Origin of the sequence: Paraburkholderia sp. J10-1 (assembly GCF_905220165.1) — a bacterium.
In the GTDB taxonomy this organism is placed as follows: Bacteria; Pseudomonadota; Gammaproteobacteria; order Burkholderiales; family Burkholderiaceae; genus Paraburkholderia.
On record NZ_CAJMYW010000021.1, the window covers coordinates 68,343 to 88,082 of the forward strand.

Genomic DNA, 19,740 nt, shown 5'->3' on the forward strand with positions numbered 1-19,740 from the left:
CGTTGCGCCACGCAAGGTCGCGCTGCGTGCGTTTGCGTCAGTTCACGACGACGATGCCGACGTCCGCGTCGGCCGGGACATACTCTTCGAGTCGCGTCAGCAGGTTTTCCATGCGCTGCGGCTCGTAGAGATCGTGAAAGACGCCCATTTCCGACTCGTCGTCCGCGCCCCGGACGATCTCCGGCGCGCAGTTGCCCGCCAGCTGGCAATAGGCGGGCGAGCCAAAGCGCATGCTGTTGAAAACCGGCCGCACCCGCTGCTCGGCCGCCTCGCGTGCGGTGCCCTGCTGGCCCGCCATCGCGCTGTCCGGCTGGCAACGGTAGCGGCGCGGCGTGCGAGCGCGCGGCGACACGTAGCAAAAGCGCACGCAGCCCGTATGGCGGCGCTCCACCGCGATGCCGTCGTTGAAGATGCAGTTTTCCGCGAGCGTGAGCGCGTTCACCCGGACGATGCCGAATACGGTGCAGCGGGCGATGGTCAGCGCGACGTGAGCCCCCTCGTCGCCTTCGGCGCCGGCCGCTCCGACGGCTGCGTTGCGCGCGGATCGGGCGTCGATCACGCTGTCGCGAATCGCCAGTTGCAGCGGCTCCTGCTCGGGGTCGCTGCTGCTCACGTGGATCGGGCCGAGAATGCTGTGTTCGATCGTCACGCGCGCGCGCGTGCGTACCAGCATGAGGCTCGGCGCGCTCGACGCAGTCGATGGGAGCGCGGCGCGCGGCGTGTTCCCGGCGGCCGTTTGGCGCTCGACCTCCCAGCCGGGCACGAACGTGCAATGGCGGATCGTGAGGTGCGCGAGTTCGCCCTTGACCTGGACGCCGCGCCCTGTCACGAGAAGGCCGTCCAGAACGAGACGGCTTTTCGCCGCGCCGCTGATCGCCAGGTAGTCGGGCCGGTGGGTCTGTATGTCCAGCAGGCGGATGACCGGGCGCGCGCGGTTGGCCGCGCGCACTTCGAGACTCTGCCCTTCTTCGAGCGCGATCCGCACGGGCTCGGTGAACACGTCGTTCGCTGCGATTTCGATGACGGCAAACCGCGGCTTTTCCTCATGCCATGCGTGCAGCGCTTCATGCAGCTTGCGGAAATCGCCTTCGCTGCCGACGGTGTAGCGGGCGACCTCCGCGTGCTCGCCCTCGGCGGCGGGCGGCGGGACCCACACGGCCAGCGGGCGCGGATAGGGGCCGCCGCCGATATCGGCGGGGCTGCCGTAGTGATACGACACGAAGAGGCCGCGCTCGGGCGCTTCGCCGGGCGCGAACATGATGCGCCCGCATTCCGGGTCCACGACGGCCGTGCCGCGCGCGGGCGCGGCGCGCCAGTCGGACAGGTCGGCCACCCGCAGCGTGCCGACGGGAAACGGCGCGGCGCTCTCCCCACCGGTCCAGAGCGCGAAGCTGCGGTGCTCGCCGTAGTAGCGGGGATCGACATGGCCGTCGTCGCCGGCGATATCGGCGCGGCGCAGCATCACCGGCCATGGCGGCACACTCGCGCCACTCGTGCCTTGCGTGCCGCTCGCGTCGGGCGCCGCGAACAGGGGCGCGTCGTTGCCGAGCACGCTGAAGGTGTAGCAGTGTGGCCCAACCTCCTCCACGCAATACGCCTCGGTGCGGCCCACGCCGTACGACTTCAGGCGCCAGACGAACAGCCCGACCGAGGCGGGCGCGTAGCGCCCCTGGCGGAAGCGCGACTGCGGACGGCGCAGATCCACGAGGTGCGCGGTTTCGTCGGAGACGAGGCCGATATGGTCCATGGCGCGCGCCCCCCTCACCGCAGCCGTGCCGCCACGGCCGGGCCGCAGGTGATCGAGCGACTGGGTCGCGGCAATGAGCGGCGCGAACTCGACCGCATGCGCCGGCCATCCGGAGACCGCCGCAGCGAGTTCGTCGAGCAACGCGAGCGAGCCCTTGCGCCGCCGGTAGCGCAGCGTGTTGGCGACATCGCGGCGCGGAAACAGGATGCGGCCGCGCGCCGCCGCGCGCTGTGGCGATTCGCTGGTCTGAGCGCCGGGCGCATTGAGCGTCCGGTAGCCGATCAGGTCGCCGAGATACGGCACGACCCAGTCGGCGCAGGTTTCGATGAACCAGTTGTCGTAGAGTGCCGCGATATCCTGCTCGACGGCGTCGACCTGTTCGGCGATCACCGCGAGGAGCGCGCGCAGCGGCTGGCCGAAATCGGCGTCGCGCTGCCGGTAGACGCTCGGCAGAAGGTTGTACAGGCGATCGTCGAAGGGCGTGCTCATGACGCGATCTCCGTGATGGTCAGCGTGCCCGGCACGTCCGCGCTGAGCCACGCGATTTGCGCCGCGCGCACGGACCCGGCACCGGTGCCAATGCCGGTGCCAGTGCCTTTTGCGCGGCGCCGCGCGAGGCGGGCCTCGACGACCGGTTTCGGCACGCTTGCGGGGGCATTGGCAATGCGCTGGAGATCCTCGAATACGGTGTCCTGCGCGACGCGGTCGAACACATCGACGTCGACGTACTCCACGCCCGCCACGCCCTGCATGGCGGCGATGGCTTCGCTCAACGCGGCCGGCTGCCCGAGCGCGCGCCGCTCGAAGCCGAAGGTGTCGAGCAGCGCCCCCCGCACTCGCGGCGCGACGTCCGACCATTGATTGCCGCTCGTCACGCGCACCCGGGCGCTGATCACCAGCAGCAAGACGTCACGCGGCGCGACGCGCACCGGCAAACGGGGATCGCCATACTGCGCGAGCGCCGCGCGCAAATTCACGAGTAGCGCGCCGTTTTCGTCGAGCGGCGCGTCGCCCTTCGCGGCGATCGTCACGTGCACGAGCCGAGCCGTGCCAACCGGCACCTGCACGGCGCTCGCCTTCGCGACGCCGGCAAAGTGGCGGCAAAAGTCCTCGAAGTCGGAGACCGACACGAGGCGGTCGAGCGAAGCCAGGCCCAGCGTCATGTTCTGGCGGATCTCGTCGGGGCCGTCCGGGTCGGCGCCCCCGCTCGCGCCGATGGGATTCACCACGCTCATCACGCCGAGCGGACGCGTCACGAGCTGGCTCACCTGCCCCGCCCCGCCGTTCGCGCTGGAGCCGATGCCCGTCCGATAGGTCGCTTGAACGTTTTCGATTCCCGAGGGCAGATTCGCGCCTTGTGTGCCGTTGCCAAAGCTCACCTGAGTCGTGCCGTCGGCGAGCGTGCGCGTGGTGAACACGCGATCGTTCGGCCCCGCGGTGCGCAAGGTGGCGACTTCGCGCCATGCCACGCCGTTCACCGTGACGGCAAGCGTGCTCGCAATGCCCGATGCGCTCGGCGCCGGCACATAGGTCAGCGGCGAGCGCCGCAAAGTGAAGGTGCGCAGCGCGGCCCGGCCGTCGCCGCTGCCGAGAATCTCCGAATGGGTTTCGCCGTGCGTGGCGGTCGTGACGTTGCCGGAGAGCGTGATGCTCTCGCGCTTGTACACATAGGCGAGTGGCGCCGAAAGGGTGAGCGTGGTGCGCATGCGCCCGCCCGGCAGCAACGCTTGCGCGGCGCGCTCGTTGCCCGCGCTGCTATTCGCGTTCCCGCCGGAAGTCTGGGTGCCAGCGTTGTCCGCCACGGTTTCGACGGCATGCTGCGCGCTCGCCAGCATCACGAGTTCGGTGCCGTTTACGCCCTGGGTGTCGGGCACGTCGGTGCGCTCGCCGCTGATCACGAGCCATTGCCCAGGGGTCATGCCGTCGTGCAGATCGTCGAGCTCGATCGTTGCACCGGCGATGTCCTGGGTCACGGGCGTTCGCGCGAGATCGAGCGCCTCGCTCTGCGCATACACCACGCTGCCGCGCACGGCCGTCTTGAACGAGTGCGTGGGCACGTCGAACCAGGGTGGATTGGCAAGCTTGATGCGTGTGGCTTTCGCGGAGACGCCGTAGTCGGCGCGCGATTCGTTGTGGACCTCGGCGGCCTGGCTAACCACGGGCGCCGTCGGCGCATTGTTGCCGTCCACGCCGAGCACGATGATCCAGCTATTCGCGATGATCCTGTCGTACGTCCCGTCGAGGTACAGCACATCGGGCGATTCGAATGCCGGGGGCGCCACCGGTTCGGCGATCGTGTCGAGGTGCTGGTTGAGCGGCATACCGGGCACGCCGAAGCTCCATTCGACCTGGCGCAGCGGCAGGTTTCCATGCCCGTAGATCGTTTGCAACGGCGCGCTGCTGCCGAACGGCGCCGCCTGCACGTTGAAGGCGAACACCTGGACGTCCGGTTGCGGCGCAATGGTCGTGTTGCGCAAGGCCGTATCGAGCGGACCCTGGAGCGCCGGGGCGAACTTCACGAGCATCTGGCGCGTGGTGTCGGTGTCGGGCTGCAACGTTTCGGATAGGGTTTGCGCCAGCGCCGCCGCGTTGGCGGGATGCGCGGAAGGCGCTCGCACGAGCGCCTGCGAAAACGAGCGCGCGAGAAGGGGCGGCGCGCTGTCGGCGAAAACCGGCGCGCGCTTTTCCGGCGCGGGCGTGGCGGGCGGCGATCCGGCTGCGGGGGTGGCTGCGTTTGCCTGCGCTGCGGGCTTCACGGTCATGGCGAGCGCAACGGGAGCGGGCGCGGCTGCGCCAGCCGATTGCAGCATGAGCGTGATGCGCTTGTTCGGCACATCGACGCTGACCGACTCGATGCGCCTGACCGTATGGCTCGCGCCCTCTACGATCAGCAGCGGATCATTGGCCTTGAGCTTCGTGGACGTGCCATTCACGTAGATGACATCCGCGTCGCCCGTCACCTGCTGCGCGCGGGCGCTGCGCGGCGCGAGCGCGGTCCAGCTCGCGCGCGCGGTGAGCGGCGTGCTCGTCTCGAACACCTGCGGGATCTCGCCGGCCACCGGCAGGGTTTGCATCGCGCTGCCCGCCGGCACTGCGACGTTGGCGTCCGCGCCCTGGTCCTGCACGGTATAGGCGACCGTCGTCGACGCGGCCACGCCCGGGCGCGGCCGATAGTTCACGAGCTTCGCCAGCTCCTGCAGCGAGCGAAGCTCGGTTGCGCTGCGCACGTAACCTTCGTTGGCTATGCGTTCCTGGTAGAACGTGATCACGTCGGCCACGATCGCCCAGGCGTCGAGCAGCGCGAACGCCGGGTCGCCGGGCTCGCGCGTCATGGGCGGCGGGCTCGGCGGCCCGGGTGGCCCGTCGCTTTGCGCGGGCAGCGCGTTGTAGAAGGACGCAATGCGCCCCTGCATCGTCTGCATGAATCTCGACCAGGTGCCGATGCGGTAGGCGAGCGCACCGAGTCCCGGACGGTTCGAGATCGTCCCGGGCGTCCTTGCCGTGGCGGCAGGGTCAGGGCAATCATCGGAACAGCCGCACGGTGTGCTCATCGTCCCCCCCGCATGCGAAACCGGATTCGGCCGTGCTCGGGGAAATCCGGGTCATTGTCGACGCGCGCGATTTCCTGCGGCGCGAGCGGCAGCACGCCGCTTTCGATCGCGTCGCGCGACGGCACGAACATGCGCTCGAAACGCTCGACCGTCACGCGCACGACACCTTCCACTGCCTGTGCGGTCGCGACGATCCGGCTCAGATGGACGTCGTCGCCGAACCCGAGGTTGTCCGGCGCGAACAGGCCCGACGCCGCCCGACGCGCCGGTCCCGTGCCGAAGGCGTCAAGCAGCGCGGCCTCGACGTGCCCGCGCAGATAATCGGGCGCGACGTCGAGCGCGAGCACCATATCGAGCGGCACCCATGTGGCCGCCCTCACCTCGAGATCGTGGCCGATGCGCCGGTAGTGTTCGAGAAAGCGCGCGACCTGGCCGAGCAGCGCGGGCGGCACGTCGTCGCTGCCATACGGCGCGATCGACACGACCGCCGCGTATCGGTCGCCGGTCCAGCGCAGGGTGGCCGCCGCACGGCGCACCCTGGCGTGACGGGCGGCAATCGCCGCGTAGTCGTCGGCGGTGACGGCGCGCTCGATGCTGTCCCCAAACGCGGCCGGCGCGTTCGTGCGCACGTCGTCGAGCGATTCCGGGTCGGTGCCGCCTGTCGCCGCCAGCGGATTCCACACGCGCCGGATGCCCGGCACGACGGTCGTCGCGGTGAAAGCGAGATGCGTGATCGTCTGCGCGCCCACGTTGCCCGTGGTGCCGTTGCCGACGCGGTAGGCCACGCGAAACGCGCTGCCCGCCTCGGGCCGGATGCCCGTTTGCCCGTCGCCGAAGCGCAGTTGCGCCGCGCTGTCGTCGTTGATCTCGACGACATAGTGGTAATCGTCAGGGCCGCTCGAAAGCAGGTCGGGCCGCGCGGTCCATTCGACGACGAGCGCAGCGAGCTGGCTTTCGAGCATCGCGACGAGCGAAGCCGAAGGCGACTTGCCGTCGTACTTGCGCAACGCCGCACGCAGCGCGCGCGGGAAGCGGTCGTACAGCGCATGCGTTGCCGGATCGCGCGCCTTGAGCCGCGCGAGCAGTGCTTGCGGTGCGTCGAGATCGTCGAACGAAAACAGCGCGCCGGAGCCATCGGGCAGGCCGGGGATCGAGATCAAGCGGATTTGCGGCACGGCGCTGCGCGAGTCTTGCGCGAGCGCTGCCGAGGCCGGGACGCCCGCGCGCGGCGGCACGCGCAGCGTGAGCCCGCGGCGTAGAAGCGTGGGCGCGAAAACGCCCGGCTCGACTAGCGCCTGCGTGGTGAGTCCCACATCCTCGCAACGCTGGGACACGAGCGCCGCCGGCACGCGATCTTCGATGTCCTCCTGCACGGGCGAGCCGTGATCGACGAGCCACAGGTTCGCGCGCGCGACCATGATGTCGGCTGGCGCCGCCGCGCCTGTCACGGGACCCAGATATTCGCACGCGGGCGGCGGCCCGACGGCCGCCACAACGAGCGCGAAGCCGAGCGCATCCTCGGGCGCCCATTCGACTTCGACGAGCGGCTGCTCGTAGAGCGGATCGAACGACGGCTCGACGCGCGTGAGCCGCACCACCTGGCGGTGCGCGGCGTCGGCGTCGAAGGTCTCGCCCGTAAGCGGGCTGCGGATCTCCTCGATCAGCAGATAGTCGCCCGGCCGCAAATGCGCGAGCTTGCGCCGCCGCGAGGTGTTGTTGTCCGCTGGCCGCTCCGGCTTTGCGTGCTTCCCGGCTTTTTCCGCCTTGCCGCGCCGCAGGCTGCTGGTCTGCTCCGCTTCGCCCGCGGCGCTTTCGTGTCCCGCTGCATGTCCGTTTGCATGCCCGTTTGCATCGCCGTTGGCCTTGACGCTTGCGTGACTCCGGCTGCGCTTCGCGCTTTCCGCGCGCTCCGCCGCGTCTTGCGCCGCGTCCGCGCCGCCTGTTGTGCCGTCTGCGCCAGGTTTGTCGTGTCCCGGTGAAGCTTCGGCATCCTCATCATGCCAGCCGTCGACCAGTGTGGCCGCGGTGGCGCCGGCGGCGAGCGTGTATTGCGTGGCGCCCCACGCGTAAAACGAAATCTGGCTGTGCGCCGCGCGGATCGTGAAAGGCTTCGTCTGGACCGCGGAGAACGACTGATAGGCATCGCCGGGCACATCTGCCAGCTCGCGAGGCTCGATGACCGCGTCGGGGTCCGGCAACAGCGCGTGCCAGTCGGTGATGAAACGGCACGCCGAAGGCGCGAACGGCGGCACGTCGGCTTCGCTGTCGATGCAGATCCACGTGCGCGAGTTGCAGCCCTCGTGCATGGCATAGTCGACGAGCCGCGCATGGCGGCGCACGGACACCCGCAGCCGCGCCGTGCCCAGGTACGCCTCGGTCGCCACCGCGTCCTGGAAGTAGCTCAGATAGTCGCCCACGTAGGCCAGGATCTCGACGAGCGCCACGCCTTCGTCCGGCTCGTGCGTCTCGCTCCACTGCGGCATGACGAGCGCCAGCCGGTTCATGAGGAGCTGGCGCAAGCTCGTGTAGTCCCTCGATAGATAGTCGATCTCCGGCTCGTACAGCGCGAGCGGCGCCGTCGTGGCGTCGCGCACGCAGTCGAGCTCCTTCGGTTCCGCCGCGCGGAAGCTGAACGCGCAGCGCGTGTAGTGCGGATCGAACCCCGGCAAGCCCGCAATGACGAGCGTGTAGATCGAAAAGTCGCCTGGCCGGTCGACGCTGAGTGTGGCGCACTGGTCGCCGGGCGGCGCGTCGTCCGCCTCGCGCACGCCCAGCACGCGGATCCCGCGAACGCGCACGCCGCCCTCGATCGTGCAGTGGGACGCGTCGAGCTTCTCCGGCGCGTCGAGGAAAAAGTACACGTTGATGCGGTGCGGGTCGTCGCCGGTCTCGACATAGTCGATGCCGTTGAGCCCCTTGCGGCGCGCGTCGATGCGCCGCTGGCGGTCATCCTCGCGCAGCGGCGTGATCGGCGGGATCAGTGGCGTCGGCGTCATGTCAGATGGCCCGTATGAACTGCGCGTTGACGGCCTGCGTCGCGCCGCGTATCTGGTACTGCAGGTTCACCGTGAGTGCCGAATCGCTTGCGCTCACGCTCAGCGAACGGATATCGACGAGGTCGCCCAGCCAGCGCTGCAACGAAGCCTGCACGGAGAACTGCAACGCCGCCGCGAGTTCGGCGCTGTTCGGCGCGAACACCATTTGCTGGAGCCCTGAGCCGAGGTCAGGCAGATTCACACGCTCGCCGGGGTTGGTGAAGAGCATCTGCTCGATCAGGTCGCGCACGTGGTCGGGGTCGCTCGCCTCGGCGGTGCGCCCACGCGGATCGTAGCGGAACGGAAAGGCGATGTTCATGGCGCCGCAGCCTCCTCACTGACCTTTCACGGCGAACTGCGTGAGACCGATGATGAGCGGCGTGCCCGTTGGCGCGCAGACGGACTGGCTGTCCGTGAGCAGCACCGGCGCGCCATTGGAGAACACCTGGGTAGCGCCGCAAAGCCAGCTCGCGCTCGCGCAAGGCGGCGCGCCCGAGCTCACCGTGGGCAACTGGCACGCGGTTACACCATACGTGCTGGTTTGCGTGACGATGGGCTGCCCGCTCACGCTCACTTGCGGGCTCACCGTCATCGGCTCGGCCGTGCCCAGATGCGAGCAGGTGACGAGGGCCCCGCTATGCAGCAGAAAACCCGGCATGGTGTTTCTCCTTCGTGCGCGCTTCCGTGTGCGCTTCGCTCGCTCATACGGGAACGACGGTCAGCGCCTCGCCGCAGATCTTCACCCCATCGATCGACAACTCGATCGACACCAGCGGGCCAAACGAGAGCGTGAGCTTGTCCATCGAGATGACAACGCGCGCCCCGGCGTCGGCAAGCGCCGTTTCCAGCGTGATGCAGTCGTCGCTCAACGTGCTGATGACGAGCCGGTTGCCCGCCGCCGACTGCATGGCGAGCGGCAGCGTCGTGAAGTCGACGCCGGTGCCGAGCGCGAGCGCGAGTTGCCCTTCGGGCCACCAGCATCCGGTCCAGATCGGCCGGTTCAGGTCGCCCTCCTCGAACTCGATCCACACGCCGGCCTGAGCCTGCGGCATGCCGTAAAAGCCCATCGAAGCGCCGGCGAACGGCGTGCAGGCCTCGGCCACGACCAGCATCGGCGTGCCGCCTACCGTGACCGTCGCCGTAATCCTTCCGTTCGTCTCGGGCGTCGTGGGGTTAACGACGGTCCCGCGATATTTGCCGAAGTAGCGCTGCTCGTCGTTCATGTCGGCACCACCGGAGTCAATGAACCGAAACCTTCACGCGTCAAGGTGAAGCGCTGCTTGTACTCGCCCTTGCCGATCGAGTGCGTGACGTCCTTCACGTAGTAAAAGCCGTCGTGCAGATAGCCCGCGCCGCGCACGCTCACGAGCCGGCGCGGACGCAGGATCGTGCCGTAGCGCAGCATGTCCAGCTCGCCGGTCGCTTCGAGCGCGTGGCTCGCGCGGTTGGTGCGCGCCTGCGCGCGCAACTGCGCGCGGGCATACGAAAGGCCGCTTGCATGCCTCGGCGTCACGCTGCGCGTGGTCTGCGGCTGAACCACCATGGCCGGCATGGCGGCGAGCGGCGGCAGCGTGGAAGTGAGCGTCACGACGGGCAGCGGCATCTGCGTCATGGGGTCGATCACGGCGCCCGCGACCAGCGCCGGCTTTCTGCCGTTGAACTCGAAATCGATCGTCGCGTTGGTTTCCGGCCCCATGTTCACGGAGAGCACGGTTTGCGGCTGCGTGGCGAGATTCAACGGCCCCCAGTACGCCTGATTCACCATCGGCACCGGGGTCGGCTCCACATAGAACACGCAGCCGTAGTCGTGCGCGAGCGCGAGCAGCATGCCCAGATCGGTGTCGGTCCTGATGGGAATCTGCTCGGTGGGCGGCGCGACGCTCGGGTCGGCGGGCATGACGATGGGCGGCGTGCCGAGGTACATCATGTATGTCAGCAAGGTCTGCTGAATGATCGAGTAGATGCTCTGCGCCGGGTAGATCATGGCGGTCTGATGGATATCCATCATCGAGCGGATGTCCTCGCCGATCACGGTGAGCGTCGAGGCGCCCGGCTCCGCTGAGGGCTTCAACTGCGTGTTGACGATGATGCCGTCGATCAGCACCTGCGGAAACACGCCCAGCCACACCTGGATGACCACGCGCGTGGAAGGCTTGAGCAGCGGGTTCGCGAGGAGCGCGTAGTCGAGCGCGAGCGTGCTCGTGCGCCCCACCGAGAACACCAGCCGAAAGCCGTCATGCGGGCCGTCGCTGAGCGATACCTCGACGTGCGTGAGCGCCTCCACGATCAGTGCCGGGGCCGGCGCGGCGAGCGTGGGCCCGAGCCACAGCGTGAGCCGTGTGCCGAGCAGGCTGGCGGCGGCGGAGGACGGGTCCATCGCTCACCCTTGCGGCGTTTGCGGCATGGGCACGTTCACGAGCGTGCCGATTGCCGCGTCGCCCGTGAGGTCGAATGGGTCGAGCGCCGTGTTGGCGTCGCAGATCTGCCAGAACTGCGTGGCCACACCCAGCGTGCGCGCGGCGATCAGATCGAGGCGGTCTCCCTGCGTGACGCTTACCTGAGTGAGCAGCGGCAAGCTGGCCGGCTGCGGCAGAAAACGGCGCAGGACATAGGGATGCTCGCGGCCGTCAGCGGCAGTGTAGACGGCCTGGTCGAGCGAGTAGTAGCGGCTCGTGTAGTCGAACATGGCGGCGTTCCTGGTGGGTCCGGTCGATTCAGGTGAGCGGGATGCTGGTGTTGCCGCCCAGCACCGCGCCGATGTTGTTGACGCTCGCAATCGTCGCCATGGTCTCCTTGACGATCTGATGCGTGAGAAACAGGTGGTAGCCGGGGTTGGTGATCGACAGATCGTTGTAGCTCAGCACGCGCAAGCCGAGCGACGCTTTCGCGCGCAGGGGGTTCAACTGGTCGTCGTGCGCTTCCTCGGTGATGCTGAAGTCGGTGAGCCGCACCGGCAGCACCCGTTTGAGCCCCCAGATGAAGAGCGTGAACGGCGCCATGGGCGGAATGATTTCGATCGTGCCGGCCGCGAGCAGTGCCGTGTTCGCGATCACGAGCGCGCTCTTCGGGTAGATCAGCATTTCGAGTTGCGAGAGCTGCGGGTAGATGCCCATGGTGAGCGCGATGCTGTCGCCAGATTCGAGCTGATCCGTGGCGTCGATCTCCACATCGACCTTGATCGTCTCGATCGGCGCGCCCTTCAGGCGCATGACTTCGTCGCGGCCGCCCGGCTCGCCGCCCATGCCCTGCGCCTGCAGCGTGCGCGTGAGCGACTCGGGGTTGTACTGGAACATGATGACGCTCGCGAGCGGATTGGTGAGATCGATGCCGACGATCGCGCCCTTCAGGAGCCTCGGGCCCATGGGATAGGTGCTCATCGCGAACCTCCCGCCGCTGCGGGGCCCCGCGTCGACGGTGCAGCCGTGCTTGCCGGGCGCGCCGCGATCGAAGCGGATATCGAGCCGGCTATCGATCCCGCAAGTGAACTCGCAATTCGCGCGCCGAGTATGCCCGCATAGCCGCGCTGCCCATGCGCAGCGTGTTCGGGCAACACGAGCGGCGCCCCCCTCACGCTCCGTACAGTGTCGCCGCGTAACCCGGTTCGCGCCCGGCTCCGCGCGAACGACTCCGTTTCGAGAAGACGCCCAAGCTCGGCGCGCAATGCCGCTTCGAGCGCATCGCGGCTGCCCGGCGAGATCCCGAGATCCTCCAGCACGACTCGCTCGATATGCAGCTCGATTCTCATCGCGCGCCTCCCTGGTCACTCACGAGCCGCAGTTCGCCCTCGTTGACGGGTCTGCCGAGCTTGCCCAGTTCCGTGCGCACGGCGGTCATGATCTCGTTCATGCCGAGTGGCTGGCATGCGTGCGCGGCCAGAAACGCGGCGCTCAGCGCGGCGCTGTGAATATTGCCGCCCGAGAGGTTGAGCCGCGCGAGCCGCGCGAAATCGAGTTCCTCGCGAGGCATTTGCGCGGGAAAGGCCTTCTCCCAGATGCACTTGCGTTCCGCGACGCCGGGAAACGGAAAATTCACGACGAAGCGCAGGCGCCGCACGAACGCGCTGTCGAGCGCCGTGCGCATGTTGGTCGCGAGTATCGCGAGCCCGCGGAACGACTCGATGCGCTGAAGCAGATAGTTGATCTCGATGTTCGCGTAGCGGTCGTGGCTGTCCTTCACTTCGCTGCGCTTGCCGAAGAGCGCATCGCATTCGTCGAAGAAGAGAATGGCGCCGCCGTCTTCGGCCGCGTCGAAAAGGCGGCGCAAATTCACCTCGGTTTCGCCGATGTATTTGCTCACCACCGAGGAAAGGTCGATGCGGTAAAGGCTCAATCGCAAGTCGTTGGCGATCACCTCGGCGGCCATGGTCTTGCCGGTGCCGCTGTCGCCGCTAAAGAGCGCGCTGATGCCAAGCCCGCGGCTCACCTTGCGCGCAAAGCCCCAGTCTTCATAGACCACACCGCGATGGCGCACCTGCACGCAAATCTGCTTGAGCAGCGCAAGCTGCTCCGCGGGCAGCACGAGATCTGCCCATTCGGCGCGCGCATCGATGCGCTGTGCGAGGTGGCTCAGGGTCGGGCGCGCGCTGTCGCTGCATGCGTCCCACAGGCGCTCTTCGAATGCCTCGCCTTCGCTCGCGCCGAAGTGGGCGAGCGTCTGCGCGGCAAGCCGGCTGATTTCGGTGGCGTCGAGATCGAACTGCGTGGCGAGCGCGCCGTAAATGCGCACACCCCGGCCACGCAGCGCCAGACTCCAGAGCGTGCGCTGTTCGGCGGGCGTGGGCTTGGCGACGTCGATATCGACCGAGGGGCGGCCTGGTTTCGAGACCCTGTCGCGGGCGTCGATGAAGCACGCGCCCTCGCTGCGCGAAAGAAAGCGGCGCAGCGTGGCGACAGCGCGCGCTTCGTCCGCGCTGTCGCGATCGGCAAGCTCAACGTACAACGCGACGTTCGCGAGCATGGATTCGCGATGCCATAGGCGCGCGAGCAGGTCGAGCTCGGCGGGCTGCTCGGGCAAGATTTCGGCGTCGAGCCGATACAGCTCGCTGCGAAAGCCGGCCGCGACGCGGCCCGCCAGCGCGAGCTTGCCGGCGGCATCGGTGCCGAGCAGTTGCAGGAGCGGCAAGCGTGAACCCTCGGGCGGCGACTCCCAGGCCTCGACCGCCGCCGCAAACGCGCCTTCCTGCGAAGGCTGCGGCCGGGAGGTGCCGCTTGCCGTGCGCGCGTGGGTCACGAGCGCGGCGAGACGCACGTCGAGATAATTCAGCCCCTTGATGCAGGAGCAGATGCGCTCGTCGATGCGCAGCGGGCGCACTGTGAGCGGCTCGCCCTCGCCGCCGCCGATCGCAATCAGATGCCAGTAGCGCAGCGGTCGCTCCGGTGACATGAGATCCCACGCGGGGTTGTCGAACAGCGCAAGCGCGAGCGCGAACGTTGGGTACGGGCGCACGGCGGGATATTGCGCGCGTGCACACAGCTCGGCGACGCGCGTGTCCAGCTCCATGGCCGCGCACAGTAGCAACACGTTCTCTTCGAACGGGGACAACCCGAGGCGGTGCGCGAGGAGGTGTAACGCATTCGGCGGCGCATCCGCGCTGGCGATCGAAGCGAGCTGCGCCTCGCTCGCGCGCAAGGCGGCGGCCGTGCTGCCAGCGGTTTCGCCGGCCGCGCTCGCATCCGCATCCGTGTTCCCATCTGCGTCCGTATCCGCCGCGCGCACGCCCTCCCTCGCGGGCGTGGCGCCGCGCCGCGCGTCCGGGTCGCTCTCGGCGAGCCATGCGAGCCGTAGGCGCAGCCACGCAAGCGCGCCGGAAAGCCACACGGCGTTCTGCGCCTCCCAGCTGACAGGCGTGTTCATTTGAGCACCGCCCTGTGCTTGCGGTAAACGGGCGGCCGCACCGACGTGTCCACGAGCAGGCTGTCGACGCCATCAACGCGCAGGCGGATCAGATACTGGCCCGCCACGGCCTGCGCCACGGTGAACTGGAGCGCGCTCGTCGCGGCCGTGCGCGCGGCGGCCGGCACCTGCTGGTCGCCGAGCAGCAGCGTCACGCGTTGTTCGGGCAGCACGTCCGGCGAGCATTTGAGCTTGAGGGTCGCGGCGCCATTCGCGATGGTGGCGCTCACGGGCATGGTGCTCGTCAGCGTGGGCGCCAGCGCCATTGGCAACTGGCTGGTCGTGGCGACGCGCGCGCTCGCCTTGCCCGGGTTCGACGTCACGGACACGGCCACCGAATACCAGCCCGCCGCCCAGGCGCCCGCGGCCGGATCGAGCGTGACGTCGATGTTCGTGGCTGTGGAGGTCGCGGCGGCCGTGATGCTGATCGGTGCGTCGAGGAGCGGGTGGAAGAGCAGAACTTCCACCTTGTCGCCCGCCAGCAACGCGCCCTTGATCGAGATCTTGTCGCCGGGCTGGGCGCTGAACTGACCGCCGGGCAGCAGGATACTGGAAATCGTCGGCACGACGGGATCGAGACTTGCCTGCGCGACTGGCCCCGTATCCCCCGCGCCGCGCGTGAGCACCGGCAACGGCGCGCTGGCCGCGCGCGCGCTTTCGATCAGCACCACAGCCGCCTCGTACGAGGCCGACAAGCGGTACTGCGTCTGGAAGCCCGACCAGAGCTTGAAAATGTCCTCGACCGACAACGGCTGCAAAGTGAAGCGGATTCGCTCGATCTGCAAATACGTGTCGTTCTCGGGCAGCGCGAGCCGGATCTCCTCACTGCCCAGCAGCGGATGATCGTGCATCACGCTCATCGCGCGGCCCAGCAGGTAGTGGCTGAACGGCGTTTGCGCGTCGTTGTCGCGGCCGTATGCAGTGATCAGGTAGTAGAGGTTGAGCGCAAGCGGCGCAAAGCCCGATTCGAGCGGCTGCACCTGGCGCGGCATGACCTGGTTGCGCCACGCGGCGTTCGGCGACGCCTGGTACAGAAACAGGTTCAACTGGTTGCCGCTGGCATTGGGTTCGCGCGCGCGGTCCATCGGAAGCGTGGTGACCACCGTGTCCTGCAAGGCGGTTTCGGCCGCGACGCCATTGGCGAGCAGATTGCGCAACGCCGCGGTCACGGCCGCGATGGCATTCGCGCTCATGACGGCCCCCTCCCGGAGCGCTTGTTCAGATAACGCGCGAGTTGCGACGGCTCTCGCTCCAGTTGCGCCGCCCTGGGTGGCGCCGGCGCGGGCGCGGGCGCCGCGCGGATCTCGACGCGCCCAATCGTAACGTGCACGGTCGGCCCGGCGTTCGCGCGCTCGGGCGGCGCTGCGGGTACGAACGCGAGCGGCTCGCGGCGCGCCACCTCGCGTGGCATTGCGCGTGGAATCTCCCTCGGCGAAGCGCGATTCGAGTACGACGTGTGCACAGGCTCGTGGTCATCGTGCGCGCGTGCGCTCATCGGTGCATGCGCGGGCTGGGCGGCGTCGTAGCGCGCCTCGTGCGGCGGCGACACCCGGTGCGGGTCCGGTGGCTGATCGAGCGGTTCGTCGCCGTGTTGAGTGGCAATCCTGACGAAGGCGGCCGCACGCGCGTCTCGCTGCTGCACAGGCCGCGGCGCGACGCTTCCGGCAACGGAGGCGGCGGTCCACGCGGCGGTCTCACGTGGGGCATGGCCGGCATATGGCGACGGCTCGCTGTGCTCGATGCGATCGGGCAGTGATGAAGCAGCATCGAACGACGCGATTGCGGGGACCGCCGGCGCGGCCGCCTGCTGCGACTCGCTTGCATCGTCGCCGTCTGACAACGCGTTTGGCGCTGCCAGTCCTCTGCCCGGCGACACACCGCTGGATAGCGCAACGGCCGTCGACGCGGGTGCTGCGAGAAGCTCGCTCACGTGGCCGCGCGAGCGTGGGGACGCCGCAGCGCGCGCAGCCGTTTGAAATTCATCGTCATCGCTTGCGGTTTGCGCGCTTGCCCAGTCTCTGTCGCCGGCATCCGCTGCATGCTCCGCGGTGCTGTGCAACGCGTGCGGCTGTGTGCGAGCCAATGGGCGTGGCTCCTCCGCGAACGCGATTTCGCGCCGCGGATCGCCGTCAGCGCCTGGTGTCTGCGCATCGAGCGGCTCGAACGGCGGCGCCTCGGCAAACGCGGACCACGCATGTCCGATGCCGTGCTCCAGCGCGAGCGGCGCGGGCGCGAACAAGGGCGCGATTCTCGGCGCGATGACGGGCTCCACGCCCAGCGAGCGTCTGGCGAGCGAGAGGAGAAAGTCGCTCATGACGTCAGCATCCCGAGATAGCGGCGCCGTCGCGCCGCACTGAGCGCGAGAATGTCTGCCTCGCTCCATCCATAAGCCTGCGCGAGTGCGTGCACTTCGCCCAGCAAACGCAGCGCCCACGCGCTCAACTCGTGCCACAGGAACGAGACGATGTCGAATGCCATCGTCCACTGGTGTCCGCATGCCGGGCAACTGAGCGCGACACGCAGGCTCGCTTGCGGGTCGGCCGCTTCCAGGCACTCGCCTAACGCCGCGCGCACCGACGCGGGAAGGCTGTGCACCTCGACCATCGAGCCGTCGTCGCGCCGGGCGCGCACGCAGCGTTCGAGCAGGGCCTTCGCGGCCTCGCCCGCGTCGTGTGCGCCTTCGATCGCGAGCAGGTCACCCGCCGTCACCGGCCGCCAGGCGAGCCGGAAGCCGTCGATGACCCGCTCGCGCGGCACGCTCGCCTCATCGGCGCAGGCTTGCGCGAAGAGCGCCTCGCCCGGTACCTCGAAACCCGCTTGCGCGCCGCATGCGGGGCACGCGGCCACGGCTTCGAGCGTGGGCCCGAAAGCCGCGACGCGCACGCGCAGCAACTCGCGGTCACGCTTGCCCACCGGCCACTGCTGTGGCTCGTCTGAGGCTTCGTGCCCGGGCGCGAGCGCCGGCCTGCACGCAGCCGCGAACCAGAGCGCCCACGCGTTGGCGGAGAGCGTGTGTCCCTTGTCCCACGCATCGAGCAACGCGGCGCTGCCAAGACGGTTCACGATCCGCTCCGCTTTCAGGTCGAAGGATTCGTAAACGTCGGCTCCTGAGGCTCGGTGACGCTCTGGTCGCGCTCCCAGCCCTCGTTTTCCAGCTTGATATGCTGGATGGCGACCGCATTCGCGTTCGCGTCGAAGTCGGGCAATGCCTGGTACTCCGAAATCCAGCAGCGGTACACCTTATAGGCAATCGCGAGCTGGCCCGCTTCGTTGTAGACCTCGATGATGAGGTCCTTGCGGAAGTCCTTCAGCGAGACTTCCATGCCGAGGCCTGCGCCGTATTGCCAAACCTTGTTCGCCCACTTCTCGAACTCAGTGTCATGCGTCACGCCGCGCTCGAGCGTGATCGCGTCGTACTCGTTCTTGCCCGGCGATTTTCGGCTGCTGCTGGGGTCGCCGCCCTCGCGATGCTTGACGACCTCGGTCGTGCGCTTGAGCGCGCTCATCTTGCTGATGCCGGCGACGTATTTCGCATCCCACTTGATGCGGAATTTGAAGTTCTTGTACGGATCGAAGCGCTGGGCGTTGACGGTGAACTCGGCCATCATGATCTCCGTTGCTTGAGGGTTAGACCTGAATCTGTCCGGCGATCTGCTGCAACTGGATCACGACGAATTCGGCGGGCTTGAGCGGCGCGAACCCGACGATCACGTTCACGATGCCAAGGTCGATGTCGTTCTGGATCGTGGTTTCCTTGTCGCATTTCACGAAGTACGCATCGGTTGGCGTTTGCCCCTGGAAGGCGCCCTGGCGGAACAGGTTCTGCATGAACGCACCGACGTTCAGGCGGATCTGCGACCACAGCGGCTCGTCGTTGGGCTCGAAAACGACCCACTGCGTGCCGCGATAAAGACTCTCTTCGATAAAGAGTGCAAGACGCCGCACGGGAATGTACTTGTAGTCGTCGGCGAGAACATCGGCGCCTTTAGTCGTGCGCGAGCCCCATACCACCCGGCCGACCACCGGGAACGCGCGCAGGCAGTTCACGCCTAGCGGGTTCAGGTCGCCGTTCTCGCCGTCGTGCAATGGCACGGTGACCTGCGGCACGTTCACGAGCGTCGCGTCCACGCCGGCGGGCGCTTTCCACACGCCGCGCTGGCCATCCGTGCGGGCGAACACCCCGGCGATCGCGCCGCACGGCACGAACTCCTGCATCTGGTTGTTCATCAGCGGGTTGGGCTGCTTGATGCGCGGGAAGAAGAGCGCCGCGTTGCGGCTTAGCGCGCCCACGTTGCCGGACAGGTCCTGCGCGCCCGTGACGGCGGTAGCCGCTTTACCCCAGTCAGCGGGCGCATCGACGATCATCATGGCGCGGCGCGTTTCGCAGTATGCAACAGCGGCGGTCACCACGGGCACCGAAAGCGTCGAGCCCTGCGTGAGCGGCGGAATGCACAGCAGGTTGAAGATGTCCGCTTTAGCGAGCGCATAGATGCCATGCTTGTTTTCCTGGAAGCCGACTATGCCGTCGCCGGTCAGGTCCGCGTCGCCCGGCGCGCCGCCGTTTGCGCCTTTGCCATCGGACTGAACCGTGGCGGGGTTGGGCAGGAACACGCCCTTCGCGGCCGGCGCGACGATCACCAGCGAGGACTGGTTCGCGAGCACGTTGGTGACGAAGTTCGGGCTCTTGGGGTCCACCGAGACGTTGAGGAACCGCTCGATCGCCGCCGCCGGCGCCCCTGCCGATTTGCCCGCCGCCACCGCGCTGGCCGCGCTCGCGTTGGCGTTTTGTTTGATCGTGAGATTGAACGTCGTGCGTTTGGCGCCGGCCGCCGGCGCGCTCAGCATGTTGTTGTCCACGGTCGCTGTGAGCGAATTACCCCAGCCGCCCACGCTGGACGCCTGCAGGACCAGATCGCCGCCGTCGCCCTTCAATGTGATCGTCGCGGCGGTTGCTGGCCCGGGCGGGTCGTCGGGGTCCGCCGGCGCTGCGGGCGCTGCTGGCGCCGCCGGCGCGCCGCCGGCAGTGGCTGGGGCGCCGCCGGCTGGCGCGTCTGCCGCGGGCGCGCCACCGGCCGGTGCGCCTGCTGCAGGCGCGGCCGGCGCGGCGCCCGCCGCCAGACCCGCGACGATGCGCACGATGATCGCCTCGCTGCCGCCGTTCAGAAAGAAGTCGCGCACGGCAAAGCCGAGCATCATGTTCGCCGTGAGGCCGCCGAAGCCTTGCTCGAACTCGCTGAAGCTGTGCACGATGGTCGGTTCTTCGGCGGTGCCTTTCGCCGTCTGCCCGACAAACGCGGCGATCGAAGTCGCAACTCCTGTGATGGTGTGCACCGCGCTTTGAATCTCTTCGACGTAGACACCGGGATAAGTCAACGTAACGGGCATGGATCGCTCCCAGCAAAAAGCGTGGATCGGTGCTTGAACCGCAAGCGCGCGAGCTGGCCGCTTCAATGGACGAATGGACGGAATGCACACGCCGCGCGAGATTCAAAGCCATCGACGCGGCCTTTGGGAC

General features: G+C 68.3%; 16 protein-coding genes. All 16 read right to left on the bottom strand.

Annotated elements, in window-relative coordinates; translation table 11 throughout:
* Positions 1-37: 37 nt before the first annotated feature.
* From U5A65_RS35920 to U5A65_RS35995, 16 genes are read right to left on the bottom strand one after another with little or no spacing between them, the layout of a single operon-like run.
* The gene (locus U5A65_RS35920) at positions 38-2,236 is read right to left on the bottom strand and encodes a hypothetical protein (RefSeq protein WP_321949222.1); all 2,199 of its coding nucleotides are present in this window, start codon (positions 2,234-2,236) and stop codon (positions 38-40) included.
* Positions 2,233-5,298, bottom strand: a complete 3,066-nt coding sequence (locus U5A65_RS35925) for a putative baseplate assembly protein (RefSeq protein ID WP_321949223.1) — start codon at positions 5,296-5,298, stop codon at positions 2,233-2,235. Before U5A65_RS35925 ends, U5A65_RS35920 begins: the two co-directional genes overlap by 4 nt.
* Positions 5,295-8,294, bottom strand: coding sequence for a putative baseplate assembly protein (locus U5A65_RS35930; protein ID WP_321949224.1), 3,000 nt, complete (start codon positions 8,292-8,294; stop codon positions 5,295-5,297). The genes U5A65_RS35925 and U5A65_RS35930 overlap by 4 nt, the downstream gene beginning before the upstream one ends.
* Position 8,295: 1 nt before the next feature.
* Entirely contained in the window at positions 8,296-8,652 is a 357-nt protein-coding gene (locus U5A65_RS35935) for a GPW/gp25 family protein (protein WP_321949225.1), read from the bottom strand.
* A 15-nt stretch (positions 8,653-8,667) separates the two neighbouring features.
* Complete coding sequence (locus U5A65_RS35940; protein ID WP_321949226.1) at positions 8,668-8,991, bottom strand: PAAR-like protein; 324 nt, start codon at positions 8,989-8,991, stop codon at positions 8,668-8,670.
* Positions 8,992-9,034: 43 nt separating this feature from the next.
* The gene (locus U5A65_RS35945; RefSeq protein WP_321949227.1) at positions 9,035-9,556 is read right to left on the bottom strand and encodes a phage baseplate assembly protein V; all 522 of its coding nucleotides are present in this window, start codon (positions 9,554-9,556) and stop codon (positions 9,035-9,037) included.
* Complete coding sequence (locus U5A65_RS35950) at positions 9,553-10,710, bottom strand: hypothetical protein (protein WP_321949228.1); 1,158 nt, start codon at positions 10,708-10,710, stop codon at positions 9,553-9,555. Before U5A65_RS35950 ends, U5A65_RS35945 begins: the two co-directional genes overlap by 4 nt.
* Before the next feature lie 3 nt (positions 10,711-10,713).
* Positions 10,714-11,019 (bottom strand): LysM domain-containing protein, encoded by a 306-nt coding sequence (locus U5A65_RS35955; protein WP_321949229.1) that lies wholly within the window; start codon positions 11,017-11,019, stop codon positions 10,714-10,716.
* Between the two features lie 28 nt (positions 11,020-11,047).
* Positions 11,048-11,710, bottom strand: a complete 663-nt coding sequence (locus tag U5A65_RS35960) for a hypothetical protein (protein WP_321949230.1) — start codon at positions 11,708-11,710, stop codon at positions 11,048-11,050.
* Complete coding sequence (locus U5A65_RS35965) at positions 11,707-12,078, bottom strand: hypothetical protein (protein ID WP_321949231.1); 372 nt, start codon at positions 12,076-12,078, stop codon at positions 11,707-11,709. Before U5A65_RS35965 ends, U5A65_RS35960 begins: the two co-directional genes overlap by 4 nt.
* Positions 12,075-14,186, bottom strand: coding sequence for an ATP-binding protein (locus U5A65_RS35970; RefSeq protein WP_321949232.1), 2,112 nt, complete (start codon positions 14,184-14,186; stop codon positions 12,075-12,077). Before U5A65_RS35970 ends, U5A65_RS35965 begins: the two co-directional genes overlap by 4 nt.
* Positions 14,183-15,418: a DUF4255 domain-containing protein gene (locus tag U5A65_RS35975; RefSeq protein WP_321949233.1), complete on the bottom strand. Its 1,236-nt coding sequence runs from the start codon at positions 15,416-15,418 to the stop codon at positions 14,183-14,185. Before U5A65_RS35975 ends, U5A65_RS35970 begins: the two co-directional genes overlap by 4 nt.
* Positions 15,415-16,539, bottom strand: coding sequence for a hypothetical protein (locus tag U5A65_RS35980; RefSeq protein WP_321949234.1), 1,125 nt, complete (start codon positions 16,537-16,539; stop codon positions 15,415-15,417). Before U5A65_RS35980 ends, U5A65_RS35975 begins: the two co-directional genes overlap by 4 nt.
* Positions 16,536-17,288 carry a hypothetical protein gene (locus tag U5A65_RS35985; protein ID WP_321949235.1) on the bottom strand — a complete coding sequence of 251 codons (753 nt, stop codon included), beginning with the start codon at positions 17,286-17,288 and terminating at the stop codon, positions 16,536-16,538. Before U5A65_RS35985 ends, U5A65_RS35980 begins: the two co-directional genes overlap by 4 nt.
* A 14-nt stretch (positions 17,289-17,302) precedes the next feature.
* Positions 17,303-17,830, bottom strand: coding sequence for a phage tail protein (locus U5A65_RS35990; RefSeq protein WP_415766233.1), 528 nt, complete (start codon positions 17,828-17,830; stop codon positions 17,303-17,305).
* A gap of 22 nt (positions 17,831-17,852) precedes the next feature.
* The gene (locus U5A65_RS35995; RefSeq protein ID WP_321949237.1) at positions 17,853-19,610 is read right to left on the bottom strand and encodes a phage tail sheath family protein; all 1,758 of its coding nucleotides are present in this window, start codon (positions 19,608-19,610) and stop codon (positions 17,853-17,855) included.
* Positions 19,611-19,740 lie beyond the last annotated feature (130 nt).